General features: G+C 58.4%; 16 protein-coding genes and 2 pseudogenes. 15 read left to right on the top strand and 3 right to left on the bottom strand.

Features of this window, described 5'->3' with window-relative positions; all coding sequences use genetic code 11:
• Positions 1 to 2 precede the first annotated feature (2 nt).
• From IVB07_RS40135 to IVB07_RS40195, 13 genes and pseudogenes are all read left to right on the top strand, one after another.
• Complete coding sequence (locus tag IVB07_RS40135; protein WP_247396089.1) at positions 3 to 326, top strand: helix-turn-helix transcriptional regulator; 324 nt, start codon at positions 3 to 5, stop codon at positions 324 to 326.
• On the top strand, positions 323 to 1219 hold the full coding sequence (locus IVB07_RS40140) for an ImmA/IrrE family metallo-endopeptidase (RefSeq protein ID WP_247767939.1): 897 nt from the start codon (positions 323 to 325) through the stop codon (positions 1217 to 1219). Before IVB07_RS40135 ends, IVB07_RS40140 begins: the two co-directional genes overlap by 4 nt.
• 34 nt (positions 1220 to 1253) lie before the next feature.
• The gene (locus IVB07_RS40145) at positions 1254 to 2261 is read left to right on the top strand and encodes an HNH endonuclease (protein ID WP_247767941.1); all 1008 of its coding nucleotides are present in this window, start codon (positions 1254 to 1256) and stop codon (positions 2259 to 2261) included.
• 250 nt (positions 2262 to 2511) lie between these two features.
• A complete protein-coding gene (locus tag IVB07_RS40150; RefSeq protein ID WP_247767943.1) occupies positions 2512 to 2997 on the top strand; it encodes a hypothetical protein in 486 nt (161 codons plus the stop codon).
• Between the two features lie 139 nt (positions 2998 to 3136).
• Positions 3137 to 4705, top strand: coding sequence for a hypothetical protein (locus IVB07_RS40155; protein WP_247767944.1), 1569 nt, complete (start codon positions 3137 to 3139; stop codon positions 4703 to 4705).
• Between the two features lie 523 nt (positions 4706 to 5228).
• A complete protein-coding gene (locus IVB07_RS40160) occupies positions 5229 to 6143 on the top strand; it encodes a DUF3800 domain-containing protein (RefSeq protein WP_247767945.1) in 915 nt (304 codons plus the stop codon).
• A 233-nt stretch (positions 6144 to 6376) separates the two neighbouring features.
• Positions 6377 to 7021, top strand: a complete 645-nt coding sequence (locus tag IVB07_RS40165; RefSeq protein WP_247767946.1) for a type IV toxin-antitoxin system AbiEi family antitoxin domain-containing protein — start codon at positions 6377 to 6379, stop codon at positions 7019 to 7021.
• Positions 7014 to 7898: a nucleotidyl transferase AbiEii/AbiGii toxin family protein gene (locus IVB07_RS40170; RefSeq protein WP_247767948.1), complete on the top strand. Its 885-nt coding sequence runs from the start codon at positions 7014 to 7016 to the stop codon at positions 7896 to 7898. The genes IVB07_RS40165 and IVB07_RS40170 overlap by 8 nt, the downstream gene beginning before the upstream one ends.
• Positions 7899 to 8301: 403 nt before the next feature.
• The gene (locus IVB07_RS40175; RefSeq protein ID WP_247767949.1) at positions 8302 to 9171 is read left to right on the top strand and encodes a hypothetical protein; all 870 of its coding nucleotides are present in this window, start codon (positions 8302 to 8304) and stop codon (positions 9169 to 9171) included.
• A 117-nt stretch (positions 9172 to 9288) separates the two neighbouring features.
• Complete coding sequence (locus IVB07_RS40180; RefSeq protein WP_247767951.1) at positions 9289 to 9666, top strand: hypothetical protein; 378 nt, start codon at positions 9289 to 9291, stop codon at positions 9664 to 9666.
• 21 nt (positions 9667 to 9687) lie between these two features.
• Entirely contained in the window at positions 9688 to 10158 is a 471-nt protein-coding gene (locus tag IVB07_RS40185; RefSeq protein ID WP_247767952.1) for a hypothetical protein, read from the top strand.
• A gap of 55 nt (positions 10159 to 10213) precedes the next feature.
• The gene (locus IVB07_RS40190; protein ID WP_247767954.1) at positions 10214 to 10891 is read left to right on the top strand and encodes a hypothetical protein; all 678 of its coding nucleotides are present in this window, start codon (positions 10214 to 10216) and stop codon (positions 10889 to 10891) included.
• A gap of 464 nt (positions 10892 to 11355) precedes the next feature.
• A pseudogene (locus IVB07_RS40195) lies at positions 11356 to 11469 on the top strand (DUF3606 domain-containing protein); the annotation flags it as partial.
• A gap of 34 nt (positions 11470 to 11503) precedes the next feature.
• Here IVB07_RS40195 and IVB07_RS40200 read toward each other — a convergent pair.
• Positions 11504 to 11770 carry a hypothetical protein gene (locus IVB07_RS40200; RefSeq protein WP_247767956.1) on the bottom strand — a complete coding sequence of 89 codons (267 nt, stop codon included), beginning with the start codon at positions 11768 to 11770 and terminating at the stop codon, positions 11504 to 11506.
• A 506-nt stretch (positions 11771 to 12276) separates the two neighbouring features.
• On the opposite strand from IVB07_RS40200, the gene IVB07_RS40205 reads away from it, so the two are divergent.
• Positions 12277 to 12798, top strand: coding sequence for a thermonuclease family protein (locus IVB07_RS40205; RefSeq protein WP_247300134.1), 522 nt, complete (start codon positions 12277 to 12279; stop codon positions 12796 to 12798).
• Positions 12799 to 13349: 551 nt separating this feature from the next.
• Here the strand turns inward: IVB07_RS40205 and IVB07_RS40210 are convergent.
• Together IVB07_RS40210 and IVB07_RS40215 are read right to left on the bottom strand one after the other, a co-directional pair.
• On the bottom strand, positions 13350 to 14000 hold the full coding sequence (locus IVB07_RS40210) for an HAD family hydrolase (RefSeq protein WP_247767957.1): 651 nt from the start codon (positions 13998 to 14000) through the stop codon (positions 13350 to 13352).
• A gap of 468 nt (positions 14001 to 14468) precedes the next feature.
• Complete coding sequence (locus IVB07_RS40215) at positions 14469 to 15506, bottom strand: IS110 family transposase (RefSeq protein WP_247457174.1); 1038 nt, start codon at positions 15504 to 15506, stop codon at positions 14469 to 14471.
• 472 nt (positions 15507 to 15978) lie between these two features.
• Between IVB07_RS40215 and IVB07_RS40220 the strand changes: the two are divergent.
• Positions 15979 to 16632: pseudogene (locus IVB07_RS40220) on the top strand (ArdC-like ssDNA-binding domain-containing protein); the annotation flags it as partial.
• Positions 16633 to 16688 lie beyond the last annotated feature (56 nt).

Here is a 16688-nt window from a genome sequence, read left to right on the forward strand (position 1 = left end):
AGATGTCCACAGCGCTTGGAGACAAGATCCGCCGCCTTCGAAAAGAGAAGGGCTTTAGTCTCGACAAGCTCGCCGAGCTTTCGGAGTCGAGTAAGAGTTACATTTGGGAGCTAGAAAATAAGAACCCACCCCGCCCATCGGCGGACAAGCTCGCTAAAATAGCGCATCAGCTTGATACAACGATAGAGTACCTTCTGGATGAAGGAGAGGCTCTCTCCACCGAAGATGCCGCAGACGCCAAATTTTATCGCCAGTACCGGCAAATGGATGATGCGACCAAGGCAAAGATACGGAAGATGGTAAAGCTTTGGGGCGATGACTCATGACCTCGCCGTTCTCTCCCGAGCGTTGGGCCTTCGAGATCACCCACGTTTTGAACGTGGTCTTGGGAGCAGAACACTTTCCAATTAATGTCACCGCCGTTGCCCAGGAATATAGCGCTCAAAAATTTCCGCATGATCCGATTTCACGGATAGTTGCGGATAGTCTGCCCGGCTTCGATGGCGCTCTATACAAGGCCCCGGCTGGCAAGAAAGGCTGGGGCATCTTTTACAACAACCAAATGCGATCGACTGGCCGAGTTAATTTCACGCTTGCTCATGAATTCGGCCATTACCTTCTGCACCGTCTTGCCTATCCTGACGGTATCAGATGTGGCGAGCAGGATTTCGTTCAGTGGGATTCTGAATACGGCCAAGTCGAGCACCAAGCCAACATTTTTGCCGCCAATTTGCTCATGCCGCTTGATGATTTTCGTCGGCTTATCCAACCCGATGCTGTAGTTGACCTGGACGTCATCTCTGACTGTGCCGAGCGTTACCGAGTGTCGCTGATCGCGACCGTGCTTCGATGGCTTTCCTATACTGAAAAACGCGCCGTTCTCGTAGTTTCGAGGGACGGCTTTATTCTTTGGGCTCGCTCGAGTGCAAAGGCGCTCCGGACGGGTGCATTTTTTCGTACGTCCCTTGGCCCCATTGCCGTTCCGGTTGCCTCCTTGGCTGCGCAGGGCTTGACTGCGCAGAGCTTGACGGCGGAACGCCAAACGGCGCGGCAGCATGATGGCGGCATTTGGCTCCCTGAGCCCGTGCTCGAAATGACCGTGCTCTCCGAGCAATATGATTTTGCAATTTCGCTTCTCTTGCTGCCCAACGATCCTCCGCCGTTCGAGGATCGTTTCGGCGGACCATTCTCTCGGTTCGCAAACAGGCGGACGGCCTAGGTAACGGTCAAATCACCGCGTATCGAGGTAAGTCATGCGTTGCATTTTTTGCCTGAAGGAGCGGCCTCCAAGTCAAGAGCATGTGTTTCCTCGCGCGATTGGCGGGCCCCTTACGATCGACCGCGTTTGTGATCAATGCAATTCCGAGCTCGGAGCGCATGTTGATGCAGCGCTTTGCGATTTTCTACCCGTTCGCGCCCGGCGGGCGAAATTAGGTCTGGCTGGAAATTCAGGCGCGGTCCCGGAGTGGTACGAGATATTCCTTGGCGACGCCACGCTCGTCGGGGAGGCCGCTGGGCGCATCCAGACAACATTCGACAAAGCCACCGGAAAGCTAAGTCAAAGGCAGCTGCATCATGCGGCAAATACCGTACTGCCCGACGGTCAGAAGGTTCGTCAGATAACGATGGATGCACAGGACAAAGATCAGATCCCGAAAATCATCCGTCGGGAGCGGCAGCGTCACAAGTTGAGACCGCTGTCCGATGAAGAGCTCAAAGCGGAAGCCAACAAATACACAGAGCGGACGGTTCAGACCCCTGTCATTATGAAGAGTCTGCAAGTCAGCTTCGCTTACGTCCAGCATGCCGTGCTGAAGATCGTCTATGAATTGGCGTTTCTCTGGCTGGGTGAGGCTTATCTCGATGATCCCCTTGCCGCTAAGTTGCGGGCCGCTGTAATGAGTAGCGATCTGGACGCCCTCGATCTGTACATAGGCAATATCTTCGATGCGAAAGATTGCGTGGCGTTTTCCAATTACTGGACGCCCCACGAGGGTCACCATATTGCCTACAGCTCGGTCCTTCCTGGGAAGATCGTTGTCTCTGTCCGGTTGTTTGACCTTTACGCAACCGTTGTCGTGGTAAGTGAAGAGCCTAGCCGCTATTTCCAATCGCAAGCGGATATGGGCAAGCTGAAGTTTCTTGCTATCGATTCCGTTTCCAAGAAAATGATTCATACAGAGTTCGCGGAGGAGCGCCACCGTCTGGCGATGATGATGACCGCCGAGCGTCGCAAGCCGCCGTTCGCTGATCCGTTATAGTGTTGTCTGGAACCGTGCGTGCACCCCTGTCCGGGGCCCCTCGTTCGCTCAAGCCAGCGGCGCAGTTCGGCAGGACATGGGCGGGCTCGCTAAAGCCATCCACGCGTCTTCTCGACAGGCGAACTTATGTGTTCGATATCTTTTCTATTTTGCCGGAAGAGTCTATTATCATGAAGGCTCGCTTTAAGACCGGCTTCAGCCCATTCTTGCCGTATTCCATCCGCCGAAAACTCCTGGCTGGGCACAGCGGATGCTAACCACGCACCAACTCCTCAATGGCCTCCCAGCCGACGAAACGCTGCGATTTTTCGCTACCTTCGCGCGGTTCGAGTTCGCGATGAAGCAGTGCGGCTTCCTCCGCCGGACTCACCACAACAGGGTTGCCGAGGCTTGCCGCGAAATACTGTCAGCGAACTTGCCGGGCGACTTCTTTGAAGCCGTCCGGGACGCACAAATCGCCCCAATCCTGATCCAGAGACCGCCGAAGAATCTATTTGTGCAGGCTGGTGCAAGGCCGAATTTTGGCAATGAACTGCCTGAGCTAAGCAATACACGGCAGTTACTGGATGCCGTTTGGCAAGTCAGGAACAATCTGTTCCATGGAAACAAGCTATACCCGGCCAATCGTGATCGAGATATGGCGCTGATGGACAACACACTTGCCGTAATCGACGCAATCATGCAACGAGATCGAGACCTCTCTTCCGCTTTCCATGATCCGCAGCAGTTCTTTTGAGATAGACGATGACGACAAGCGATGGCGATCATGTACCCGAAGGTGACGAGAACCCGCTTGGAGCAATCTTCCGGGCGATGAAGATAAAGCGCGAAAACTATGAAAAGGCGTTCTAAATAGCCGCTCGTTCCAGGATGCGTTGCGCTATCTGGAGGGCATTGGCTCCGATCTGCTGGCGGCCCAGTCCTATATTCGCCTGCAAGGAACGCGGTATTCCGCCGCAGAAGATTATCTCATGTTCCGCTTCGCCCCGCATCTCAGCGAGGCCGTAATCGCGATCACAATGAGCGCGAAGGAAGGCCTGCAAAACGCAGCTCGGCGTGAGTTGCGGTTTTTGCTGGAAGCTGCGGTCAAGCTGTCGTCTCGCGACTTTCATGTGGACGCGAAGTCGTTTGACGAAAGGCTTGCCGGCCTTGGTGACCGTAGCAAGCGCTTTGAGGATTACGTAACCGAGCTTCGATACTTCGATGAATTCGAGAAACCCGGAGAAACCAACGCGGCCATCCTGTCGCTTTACGGGGATCTCTCGCTCTATGTGCATGCTGCTGTGCCGCAGTTTCAGAGCGCCATGTCGCGCGAGCGCAAGGGGGAAGGCGCCGGGATGGAAAGCGTTAGCACCTTAAACCGCTTCAACAGTCTCGCCTTTCAAGTCTACGATATCGTGCTTGTGCGAATGTTTTACGGACTGGGTCTCAGTATGGCAGGAGACACCTTCACTTCGATCCTTGATGACGAAACGAAATGGCGTTTTCACAAAGCCCCCTGCGCCGGATGTCTCGTTGCTTCGATTACAAGCACGAGCGCCGCGTCCGGCGCGGCGAAATCTAGCGGGGGTACCATGGCATTGCCCTGGCTCAACGATCAACTAGCTGCCTTAAAGCCAAAAGCGGTCGACGACTTCTCCCGGACCACGATCACCGGGGCGCAGCATGCGCTGGCGGATGCCGCCAACCCGCTGCGGCTCAACTTCTTCAGCACAGCGATGCGTATCCTGTTCGAGCATATGATGGGCATGCTCGCACCTGTCGATCAGGTCGTTCAAACGGAGTGGTTCATTTCCGAGCGCGAAGGTAACATCCCAACGCGGGGGCAACGCATTGTTTTCGCCATTCAGGGCGGGTTGAGCGATGAGTTTGTAAAAGACACGCTTCAGATCGAGATTGCGCCAATCCGCCAAAGACTCATCAAGGCGGTCGACAACCTAAGCAAACATGTGCACGGGCGGGAAGATACGATCATTGAAGGACATGACGAGCAGGATGCGGCGGCGTCCGGTGCGATTGAAGCCTTGGCAAACTTCCTCGATACCTATCACGAGTGCCGCTCGACGATCCTTAACGCCATCCAACAGGAACTTGACGATGCCGCCGTTGATGCGCTCCTCAGCGACACGATTCAGGAGGTCGATGAGCTTGCCACGCATCATTCGGTCGAAGAAGTGTATGTCGGGGATACATCGGTTCGCTCGATTGGCGCGCACTTCATAACCTATCGCGCCACGGGAACCGTCGCGATTGGCCTCCAATGGGGATCAAATTCGGACCTGCGTCGTGGTGACGGAGCCGAAGCCGATTTGTCGTTTCCATTCCATTGCGACATTCAAGTCTCGCTCGTCGATCCTCTCAATATTGCATTCGGCGACACCAACTACTCCGTCGATGTGAGCTCATGGCGCGATGGCATGGGGCCTGATGATGACGACCTTTAGGCAGGGCTACCCGGTACAAACTGCGTTTGGATGCAAGAACGAGGTCAAGCCTCTCGACACTCCCGCGGTCGATAACTTCGTCGGCATCCTTGAAGATACCGGCATCCCCATCCGGCAGAGAATTCGAAGGGTTATACCGCCGTTAGTGCAGATCGCCTCGGACAGGAAATCAACGCCGTCCCGAAGGCGGTCATTTACCTCCTAGTGTCGCAATTCAACCTCAGTATGCTTTCCTATGTCCCAGGCGAATGGACTCCCATCGTCGCACCCCAACAAAAGCAAATAGCGGGACGATCTTTTCGAGGGGGCCAAAGCACCGGCCGGGGAGACCTCGCAGACAACGCAGGCTCATTGCCCAAGGGAGTGAAGCGGGCTTCGTCCTTGGCGATCACTCATGAACGCCCGGCCGGACCAGCCAACGATCGCGATGCCATCGGCAAACAAACCTTGATACGCGGTTGCTCAAGCCTATACCGTGGTTGCGCCTTGCACGCTTTTGAGGTTGGCCAGAAGGAATACGCGCTTGAATTTACTTCAAGCATTTACCGATGATTCCAAGGCACAAGCTGGCGACAAGCGATTGTTTCTGGCCGGCTACCTACATCGCGCAGACGTGTGGGCCTCGTTCTCCAAGGATTGGCACCAGGAACTAAAAGCGTGGCCCGCGATCGAGTACCTGAAAGCATCCGAAGCCCATAACCTCAGCGGGCAATTTCATTACAGCCGGTGGGACGAAAAACTGCGGGATGCCAAGGTCGCAAGACTCGCTGCCATCATCTCCCATTATAAGCCAATCTCCTACGAAGTTTCGGCAAATGGTCAGCTATTCGAGGACGAACTGAAGCCGGTCTCGCCATACGGCTTCGGACGGTTGCATTTCACGATGTGCTTCACGGTCGTCTCTACTGTCTCACGCTATGTCGCGGAAAGCCCAGTACGGGCGCCCATCAGGTTCGTATTCGACGAGCAACAGGGCGTCGATGTCGATGTCGAGATGTTTTTCAGCGAGATGATCAAATCCCTCCCGGCGGAGGCACAAAATCTGATCGATGGGCTTCCGGCATTCAAAAGCGACAAGGAGCTTCAGTACGCACCCCTACAGGCGGCTGATTTCCTCGCATGGCATTTGCGCCGCGAGCACGAAACTGGTGAGAAGCTGGCTCGGACAATCGGTCTCATAAGCCACGATGCCCATCTCGTTCAGCAAATTCCCGACGAAATGCTGCGGAGTTGGGCCTGCCATCACGCTACGTTATCTGGCGTGCCGCTCCTTCAGTCAAAGCAGCAATGGAAGGATTTCAAGACGATGATGAAAACGCTTGCGGATGCCGGCATCGCCCCTTCGAAGATCAATGGCGCCGGCATCTATTATCCGGAAGGAACAAGCGCCTTGGCTCGTGCAATCGACTGGGTGAGGCGGCGGTTTGGGCGCGCATAAGTTTTCGCGGTTAGCCATGCGGCGGCCATGGACGCGATCGCGGCCAGCATGGTCGTAGCCGACCACGCCAATTGCGGCGCGACAAGCGGGGTGTACCGGATCGGATTTTGGTCCATAGGATGTCATATCTATCAAGGGGTTGCGTGACAATTTACGGGTTGTTTGCGGTAGTTCCTCGTGATATGAAATGCAGGTTATAAATCGAATATATCCGACAAATCGGATCATAAGCCATGGCCAAGCCATCGTCGACCCAACAAGACCGTGCCATCGAACTCCTCAAGGAACGCGGCATCGTGCGCCCTTCCGAGCTTGCCACGGCAGGCGTCACAGCCGCGACCATCGCCCGCATGAAGGAAAAAGGCCTCGTTGTCCAACTCGGGCGCGGGCTGTACCAGCTGCCCGACGCGCCCATCGATACGCACCATTCCCTCGCCGAAGCCGCCAAGCGCGTTCCCAAAGGGGTCGTCGCGCTCACCTCGGCGCTCGCCTTTCATGACCTGACCGATACCATTCCTTCGATGGTCTGGCTCGCCATCGGTCCCAAAGACCGCCAGCCCCTTCCAACCAATCCGCCCATTCAGTTCGTTCGCTTCAACCCGGAGCGGCTTCAGGAGGGCGTGGAGATTCATACGATCGAAGGTTGCCCGGTGAAGATCTTCAGCCCCGCCAAGACCGTCGTCGATCTTTTTCGCTACCGGCGGAGCGCCGGGACACGCTATCGTCACAGCACCGGCCTCAACCTCGCGCTCGAAGGCCTGCGCGAGGTCCTGCGAACCCGCAAGGCCAAGCCTTCGGAAATCGCGGATTTCGCGCGCAAGGCCGGGGTTTGGAAGGCCATGCAACCTTATATTGAAGCGATGACCGCCAATGGCTAACCCGCCCAAGAATGTCGCTGCCTCGGTTCGCGCGCGACTGCTCACGCTCTCCAGAGAGCGCAATCAGCCCTTCGACCTTCTCCTCACCCGCTACGTGCTGGAACGGCTCCTTTATCGCCTCGGCTCGACGGACTATCGCAACCGCTTCGTCCTCAAGGGCGCGATGCTGCTCGCGACCTGGGTCGACAACCAGTTCCGGCCGACGCGCGACATCGACCTTCTCGGCTCGGGCAATCCCGACCCCGACGCCCTCCTTGCGATATTCAAGGAGATCGCCGCCGTCGACGCCGCCGACGGCGTCATCTTCGACCCGGCCAGCTTCACCGTCGACCGCATCCGCGACGAAAACGAATACGGCGGCGTCCGGATTAAGGGCAATGCCACGGTCGATAATGCCCGCGTTCGCGTCGTAATCGATATCGCATTCGGCGACGCCATCGAGCCCGGCGTGCAGGAGACCGACTTGCCGGTGCTGCTGGATTTTCCGGCGCCCAAGCTGCGCTCTTATCCGCGCGAGACTGTCATCGCCGAGAAATTCCAGGCGATGGTCGCGCTCGGCCTCGCCAACACCCGCCTGAAAGACTTCTACGACGTCTGGGTGCTGATCCGCTCCTACAAGTTCGAGGGCGACACGCTGGCCCGCGCCATCAAGGCGACATTCGCGCGCCGCAAGACCGAGATTCCGACCGCACTGCTGGACGCATTCACCCCGACCTTTACCGAGGACGTCGGCAAGAAGGATCAGTGGGCGGCGTTCACCAAGCAGGTCGCGGTCGACCCGGGCCCGCTGACGGATGCGGCAAAGATGCTCGCGGAGTTCTTGATGCCGCGCGCACAGGAAGCCCGAGCCCTGAAGGACGGGGAGAAGGCGACCTAGCCGCGACGACCATGATGATCATGCCGATGATGATCGTGGTGACCAGCAGCTGCACCATCAGCAGCAGCAGCATCAGGATGATCATCGCCGTGCCCATGATCACCATGATCACCATGATCGCCAGCAGCAGCACCAGCACGTGCTGGGTGATCATCGACATGCCGATCATTGGCTTTACCGCGATTACCGCTAGGCGAAGCCGGACCAGCACCTGTATATTAAGTCGTACCCCCATACCAACAGAGCTTGCCGCGTGCCACAACGCCCATCCCCCACTGCTGTCATCGTCATCGCCCTTGAGGTCGAGACGCGCGCGGTCTTGCGGTAGCTCGGGAAATGCAACGTTGAGACCGTCGGTGGCACCGGCTTTTTCAAGGGCGAGTTCGAGGGATGGGATATTGCGGTGGTCGAAGCCGGCCGCGGCAATGCGGGCGCCGCCGCAATCGCGGTTCGAGCCCTTGAGCATTACAAGCCCCATGTTGCGCTGTTCGTCGGCGTCGCCGGCGGCGTGAAGGACGTGGCCATCGGCGACGTGGTGGTCGCAACCAAGGTCTATGGCTATGAGTCCGGCAAGGATACCGCCAAGGGCTTCCAGCCGCGACCGGACGTCCAGATCACGGCCCATGCGCTGGATCAGCGCGCCCGCGTTATCCGCCAAGGAAACGACTGGAAGTCGCGGCTTGATCCTGCGGTCGGACACGGAGACCCCGCGTTCTTCGTCGCGCCGATCGCGGCAGGTGAGAAAGTCGTGGCTTCGAAGAAGGCCGCCACCGCGACGCTGATTAAGGATCACTATGGCGATGCCATCGCCGTCGAGATGGAAGGCAGCGGATTCCTCAAGGGGGTGCATATCAGTCACCCAACGCAAGGCGCCGTCATTCGCAGCATCTCGGACCTGTTGTCCGGCAAGGCGAACGCAGACAAGGAAGGATCGCAACAGCGCGCAGCCGATGCGGCCAGCGCAGCCGCCTTCGAGATCATTTCAGGGCTGGATGGCGGTCAGGATCGTGCGCGGAAGGCAAAACCTGCCTTCCTGCGAACGCCGTCCACCTTCAGCAAGGGCAGCTATTTTACGCAAGGCGAGGTACTCGCCGAGATCGGCGTGCCCAACGTCGATCAGATCCGGTTTGCTTTCGCAGGCGCCCCCGACGGCTACATGCGCATTAATCCTATGGAGCGCCGGGAAACACCGCTGACGGTGTCGAGCCTCAACGCCAACGTTAATCAGTCCGAAATGATCCGGGCGACCGGCCACGTGGTCTCACCACGGTGAACGCCTACGGGGCGATCTATTACGATCCCGCCGGCGCGTACCCGATGGGGCCTGCGGCCCCTGCGCTGGGCGACGCAACTCTTTCAGAACGGCGAGCTCTGGAGCCTGACGGATACATTGATTACGCGCGAGCGGGCATGGCGTCAGGCGCACATTCCGTTGCCGCTCATTCCCGTGGTTACCTTGGAAAAAGGCTATTATCGCGCGCTCCATGCGAACGTGCCGTTTGCCGTCCAGCGTCTTCGACTGATGTTCCCCTGCGAGGTCGAACTCGGCCTGTTGAACATGCGGGGTGCGCATCTCGGCGTTCACCAGGATGACATTCGCGGTCCGCTTCAATTCGACGAAGCCATCGTGCAAGTCGAGCTTGGTTCGGCCGATTCCGTGGCAATCAACGCGGCCCTGCTGGCCTTCTTCGACGAGGTCTTCGACAAGACCGGCTACGCACGGCCTGGAGGATTGAACGGGTTCCCGCCGGGACCGCCTCGATCGTAGAACACCAATAGGTCACGGGTCATGCTGCAGATTATCACCGAGAAGTTCTTTCCACCCGGCGAGCGATACGAAACGCTTCACCGCGCGATCTTCTATACCGATTACCGCGTTATGCGCGGTGAGAAGATCATTACGCCCGTAGGGTCCCTTTATCCCTCGACCGGCCTCCACTCCCTTGCGACGCTCACATGCGAGATGCTGGAAAAGCAGGAGAAACATCCCGACGGTCCCAAGCCGGGTGTTTTTATTGCGACAAGTGGCGATGACCTTCTGAATGACTTCGCCGCAGTCATCTCCTTCTTTTTGAATGTGACCTGCACTCCCGATCCCGACCTTACGCGGCGCCTTCTCTTGGCCGAACGGCCGAGCCTTGGGATCGAGGCGGTGCCAAGCCGGTTCATCCGCCGCATGTTCGATAAGGACGTCCACGCCAGGGACGGCGAAGCTGCAGCGTTGGTCATTCATCACGCAATTAATCGGGCTCGAGCGTGAGACGTTTGTCGGGGCCATGCGTGCTATTAGGCAGTTCGTCATCGGTTCACATCGGTTGGCGGACGATCTGAATCTCGCTTACACGCTGTTCGTTACGTCGATAGAATCTCTCGCGCAGGGCTTTGATGGCCACGTAGCTGAGTGGAGCGACTACGACTCGCGCAAACGAAACAAAATCGATGAAGCCCTGAAGGATGCGTCAGACGAAGTCGCCGGTGGAGTCCGAGACGGGGTTCTTTCCAACGAGCATGTCGCGCTGGCGCGACGCTTCCGCGATTTCGCCATGGCGCATGTTGCGCCGTCATTCTTCCGAGAAGAGGCCGCCGGTGCGCAAGGACCAATAGGTCGGCCCGATCTTCCCATTGCGCTTCAGCAAGCGTACACGATCCGGTCAGGCTATGTGCATCTCTTGCACGATGTTCCGCGCCAACTGACCATAAGTGGCTTTCCCGAGGCTACCGAGGTCGACAAGAAGGAAACGTTGTCGTTCGCAGGCCTATCTCGGCTCGCTCGTCACATCATCATGCAGTTCATCGCACGTGGACGCACCGTTGAACGCGAGACATTCAATTACCGCGGAGAGCTGCCGGGTATCGTTACCGTCAAGCTTTCTCCCGAATATTGGGTAGCCTCGACCGGGGGCTTTGATCATAAAAGTGCGCCGGTACGGCTTTCGGCGTTTTTGGAGCAAATTAGTGCTGCCGTACTCCTCGTCAAAAGGACGCCAAGCTAACCGACCTGCGGCCGGTCCTGACCATGGTGGAGGACCAGGTGCCCGGGTTACGAAAGCCGAGCCAGCGGCTTCCGATGGTGACACTCTGTTATCTGTTCCATCAGTTGGCAGGCCCAGAGTTCAGCTGCAAACAATGGCCAGCCCTCTTTGAGAAGTTTAAATCCGATTTCGATGTTCCCACGGTGGAGAGCCTCGTTGCTCATCTCATCACGGGCTTTCCTATTGAGTGGACGGTGGAGCAATTGGAGCAACTGCACAAAACCTACTTCAAGACGCGGCATACAGCCGGAGTGACCAATATCGGGCTACTGCTTGAAGCTGCCCTGTCGCTCTATGTGGCCGAGGTCAACCGTGTCACCGGTAACGACGCACGGGCCCGTGAATTGGTCGCCTTCGCGGTGGACTCTCACCCAGGCCACGCGGCCCTTCGCACCTACGAGGCTTTGTTGCCAGCCGAACTTGCAGAGATCGACTGGGCAGAGTCCAAGAAGACCGGGCGGTCGGCATCAGCGGTCAAAAAGGCTGTCAAAAAGGTCGGCAACAGCCGCAAGCGCGTCGAGAAGCGTCTCGGGCGTTAGTCACCTTTGCTGGCGTCGATCGTTCAGCGCGTGCCTAGACCTCGGTCGGGCATTCGGGGCAAGTATCGCCGATCCAGTCCAGGACCTCGGTCACAGCCCCGGCGGCCGCCTCGGGCGAAAGGCCCGGTGGCGGATCCTGGCGGGCGATTTGGAACGCCTGCTCACGGGCGTGCGGATCTGCGCGGTCCTGCATCCAGCCATGGTACGCACACTCGCAGATCGCGCCTGCCTCCTGCAGCACGGCTATCGCCCACCCCCGTACCGTGCGGATCGCCGTCCGCCTCTCCTTGGTCATCAGCATCAAGATCGCTCCTCCGCGAGGGACGGATCCTTGCAGCCCTCGGTTCGTTCCGGGCTGCTAACACAGAGCAGGGATTCCAAATCGTTGGGGCAGGTGCTTTTCCACGTGTTCCGCCGCCCTGTGCAAAACCAGCCACGCCGCAATCTTGTCCTTCCTTGTCCGCATCGCGCATGACGACGTTCAGCCCCTCGTCTGGTAAAGGGCGCTGCAGCGCCTTGCGTCCTCCGAAAGGGGCGCGCTGGGACGAAATTTACGCGCTTCGCCGGCTGAACAGCGGGCATCCAACGCGACCGGCGAAGTTATAATGAATGACGGCGTCTGAAAGGTTTACGAATTCACTTGGCTGATGGACGCAATTCTGCTCTGGGCTCGCTCCGAGGGACACTGGCGGCGCCGCACGGAGTTTCACTATCCTGAGCCGCCCGAGAACCTGCCGGCGCTGAAGCCACTCGCGAACTGGCCGAAATCCGATCCACGAGATTTGCGGTAGCTAGAAGGTCATTGGAATGCGTCGAACCTCTGTCGCATTGATTATCGCCGTTTTGTCGAGCGTAGCATTGGCCGACGATTTTGTCGGCCAGGCCAGTGTTATCGACGGCGACACATTGGAAATACATGGAGTGCGCATCCGGCTCTGGGGCATCGATGCACCGGAGAGCAGCCAGCTGTGCCGTGGCGACGACAGTCTGCAATATCGGTGTGGTGCTCAGGCCGCGAACGACCTTGATGCCTTCATTGGCCGCAGTGCCGTCAATTGTGTTCCAGTCAGCCTCGACCCGTATGGCCGCACGGTCGCGACCTGCTCGGTCGCAGGCAAGGATCTCGGTGGTTGGCTTGTACGCAACGGTCTTGCGCTGGATTGGCCCCAATACTCGAAGGGCAGGTATCACGAAGCTCAGCGCGAGGCTGAGCGCGCGGGCCGAGGACTTTGGAAGGGCAGCTACGTCGAGCCGTGGCTCTATCGTGCATGCATCCGCGCAAGTGGAAGGCCGTCTGCCTGTTCGGACGATGCAAATGCCCATCCTTGATGCGATCCCTGCGGGGCACCAATCCAGAACGGGCGTTAGCCAATCACGACACTTGGGCAGGTGGCTCTGGCGCCGTTTGGGCTGCTCACTCTACCCATCATTTCCAATCCCCTCACTGCACAACGGGAATGAAATGGTTGCAGCCACCGGTGAATTGCCGGCCTCTGGTTGCGCGCTTGAAGTGGACGGCCGGCTCAAAGCCGAATTTGCAGCCAGAGGCGGCGCCAGGGCAGGTGGAAGAACTAAAGAAGCGTTTTCCCATGCTTCAGATCAGGATCTATGACGCGCACACCAATGCGCGCGAGGAAATCTAGGTCCTCCGACTTAAGCCCTGGTGGAGTTCTTCCGCTTGTGCGCGTGCGGCTTCCGCCGCATCGGGCTCTCGTTGAACCGAGCCGCTTTGCGTCTCGGCCGTCCGGCTTCGATCCCTTCTGTAATCCGATCTCTGACGTCAAGCCCCTTTTTTAGGGGTTCAGAGTGGAAGCGGCCATGCTTGCCGGCAGGGTGAATACAGTTTGACCCATATCGCATCATTTGCGGGGCGGTTGCGATCATTCTATACGATCTTGCAGCAAAGCCGGAAGGTCACGCATTCGATGGAAAAGGTCTTCGCAGATCGCTCCCAACTCCAGTTCAACTTCCGGATCGCTCCCGGTAAAACCTAAGACCCGCATCCCTGCAGCCTTTGCCGCATAAATTCCGGACGCCGAGTCCTCAACAACGATGCAACGTGAGGGATGGACTCCCATCGTTTGCGCCGCATGCAGGAACAGGCCGGGGTCTGGTTTCCACGAACCCACCTCATATGCGCTAAAGATGCGCCCCTCAAAACGGCCCAGTAGTTTCGTCAATCCAAGTGTATGCGTGAGCTTCGACATCGGCCCGTTCGACGCCACACAAACCGGAACGGTAATTTCGGCTAACGCCGCATGGATCCCGTCGACAGCCTTCAGTTCGGCATCAAACGCCAACGCGGTTGCTCTTCTGACGTCGGCGACGAAGGTTTCTCGAACGTCCCGGCCCAACCTGCGCTCAATTACTCGTACGCAGTCCGCCATCTTTAGCCCTCGGAAAGACCGGATAGCCTCCTCCACACCAATCGCTGCGCCTTCCTGAGATGCTGTCCGGGCCAAGACGGTCGACGCAATGATCTCGCTATCGACCAAAACGCCATCCGAATCGAAGATAACGAGCTCAGTCACGTCAAGGTCCAAGGCAAGGACGGGCAACACTTTTGCGACCGTCACGAATAGGAATTTTAGTTTAGTAGAGCGATATTCGAGGCGTCGCGCAATCGTCGTTTTGCGACACCGCGAGTCCCAATTACCTCCGAATTTTGGGCAAACTGAGAAAGGATGTTTGGACGGCCAGCCCTTCGATCGGTCACGCTCTAGTCTCGGGCATAGGCCCGCGACCGGAGCCACCGTTTGCCGGCGTCTCCGCCCATTCGGGTAACGATCGTTGCCGCATCATGCGACTATCGTACCGCGATTTGCCACTGCCTGGCCCACGCTTCTGTCCGGAGTCAGCCCTACGGCATGCTCCATGATGGGGTCCGGCGAGTTAGGTCGTCCAAGCTCACAGCGCGTGCTTGAGCACCGCACAGGGATCGAAACGGACTGACCCTCCCCACGTCCTCGGCAGGGCAGATTCTTGCGCCGGGACGATCCTTATGTGGGTTGGGTCACAGGCGGCTTTCCGAAGCGGAAGTCCGTTTCTTCGACCCACATTCGATGCATGATGATCGCGAGCTTGCGGGCAACTGCCACGCATGCTTTTCTGGACCCGATACGTTTGGCGAGCTTGACGCCCCAGGCCCGAAGTGTCGACCACTTTTTGGAAATCCGCATGTGGGAGTTCGCGGCTTCATAGAGCGCATGCCGCATCAGCTTGTCACCGCATTTGCTGATATTGCCGGATCGATCAATCTCACCCGACTGATAGACGCGAGGGGTCAATCCCAGATGCGCCGCCACGGCCTTGGAATCCTTGAACCGATTTGGATCGTCAATCGTCGCCTTAAACGATAGGCTCACGAGCGGTCCAACGCCGGATACGGTCATCAATCGCTTGCAAACATCATCCTTGCGAGCCATTTGCGAAAGCTGCCGATCCATAAGGGCCTTGTGCTTACGCATCATGTTTCGCGCTTCGAGCAACGGCTCGATGGCTATTCGCAAGTCTGGCGCATCCGCCAGCAGAGTTTCGACCCTCGCCGCAAACCGACTTCGGTGCACTGCACCAAGCTTTAATCCATGCACCTTCATCAACCCCCGGATCGTGTCCTCGATCGCCAGCATGTGATCGACGAACTTCCTGCGCGCGATCAGGGTCGTTCGGAGCAGCTGCGATGCCTTGCTCTTCACATGAACCGATCGATAGTGTCCGAGACGCATCATCTCGGCGATGCCGCGCGAATCGCTGCGGTCGGTCTTGTTGGGACGAGAGGACAAGAAGCGCTGTGCATGCCGGGTCTCAATGCAGATGACCTGAAACCCACTCTCAGCCAATGCGCCGTAAAGCCATTCGGAAAGCGGGCAAGCTTCGATTCCGACGAGAGCGATTTTGTCTCGCCAAGGCGAAAGCACCTTTACCAAGGGGACCGGTTCACTTTCGGCTTTGCCTTCCCATACCTGTGAGCCGTCCGCTTCGAGGACGCAGATTGACGTCATTCTTAGTGAAACATCCAGTCCGACATACAGGGCCATCGCTTGTCTCCTTTGCTGGGCCGAATCAACCCCAGCACAAGATTAGCGAGTGGCCGGGATCGGATTACCCCAGCTCGCGCAAGAGCTCGCGCAAGAGCTGCGGAGCTCCTCGCCGGGGGCACTCGGGAAAGGGGCCCGCCTGCGGCGATCGCTATCACTGCCCCGTTCCCGGGTGCCACTATTGAACCGGTCTCGTCGCTGCACTCGGACCCGCGTGCCCCTTCGGGTCGCTATGCTCACGCTCTCCGGGTGCCATTTCCCGTCGAGGCGATGCGCTCTTGGCGCACGCCCGGTCGGGCCTGGGGCCCCAGGCATCTCAGTATCTAGTCCTAAAAACTTGGGACGGAAGGCGGACCGGGTCGCAAATGTCGCATTCTGAATGAGAGGCTGAGAGTAAGAGTGTCGCGCGGTTTTGCCGTGACGGGTTACAGGCTGCGAGAGAGGCTCGCGGCGCCCGTCGCGGAGATCCGCGATGTCCAGACATCATCCTCGGGCGCGCACCGGTGAGGACCGGACGAGCCTTTATGACGACATCACCAACAAGATCATCGCCGAACTGGAGGCCGGCCGTGTGCCGTGGGTGCAGCCTTGGGGCACCGCGGCGGCGAGGGCGCCTTTGGCCATGCCGAAGAGTGCTGCGACCGGCCGCCAATACAGCGGCGTTAACATACTAATTCTCTGGGGGGCTGCCACCGAACGCGCATTCACAGGTCAGAGCTGGCTCACATTCCGCCAGGCGCTATCGCTCGGTGGTCACGTTCGCAAGGGCGAGCGCGGCACGACCGTCGTCTATGCCGACCGCTTTGTGCCGGTCGACGAACAGCGCCGCGCGAGCGAGAACGGTGAGGAAGCGCAGACCATTCCGTTCCTCAAGCGCTTCACACTTTTCAACATCGATCAATGCGAGGGCTTGCCTCCGGAGATCGCAACAACAGCGCCGCCTCCGCCGCCAGACCTGATCGAGCCGCAGGTCGAAAAGCTCATCAAGGCGACTCGCATCGACTTCCGCACCGGCGGCAACCGCGCCTTTTATGCGCCGACAGAAGATTATGTGCAGGTGCCGCCACCGCAAGCTTATTTCGAGCCGATCAACTGGCATCGAACGGCCTTGCATGAGCTGGCGCATAATGCCGCGATCCAGATTATGCCGCATCTGCTCGGCTGGGCCCGGTTGGCGGCATG

It is taken from the genome of Bradyrhizobium sp. 172 (assembly GCF_023101065.1).
In the GTDB taxonomy this organism is placed as follows: Bacteria; Pseudomonadota; Alphaproteobacteria; order Rhizobiales; family Xanthobacteraceae; genus Bradyrhizobium; species Bradyrhizobium canariense_D.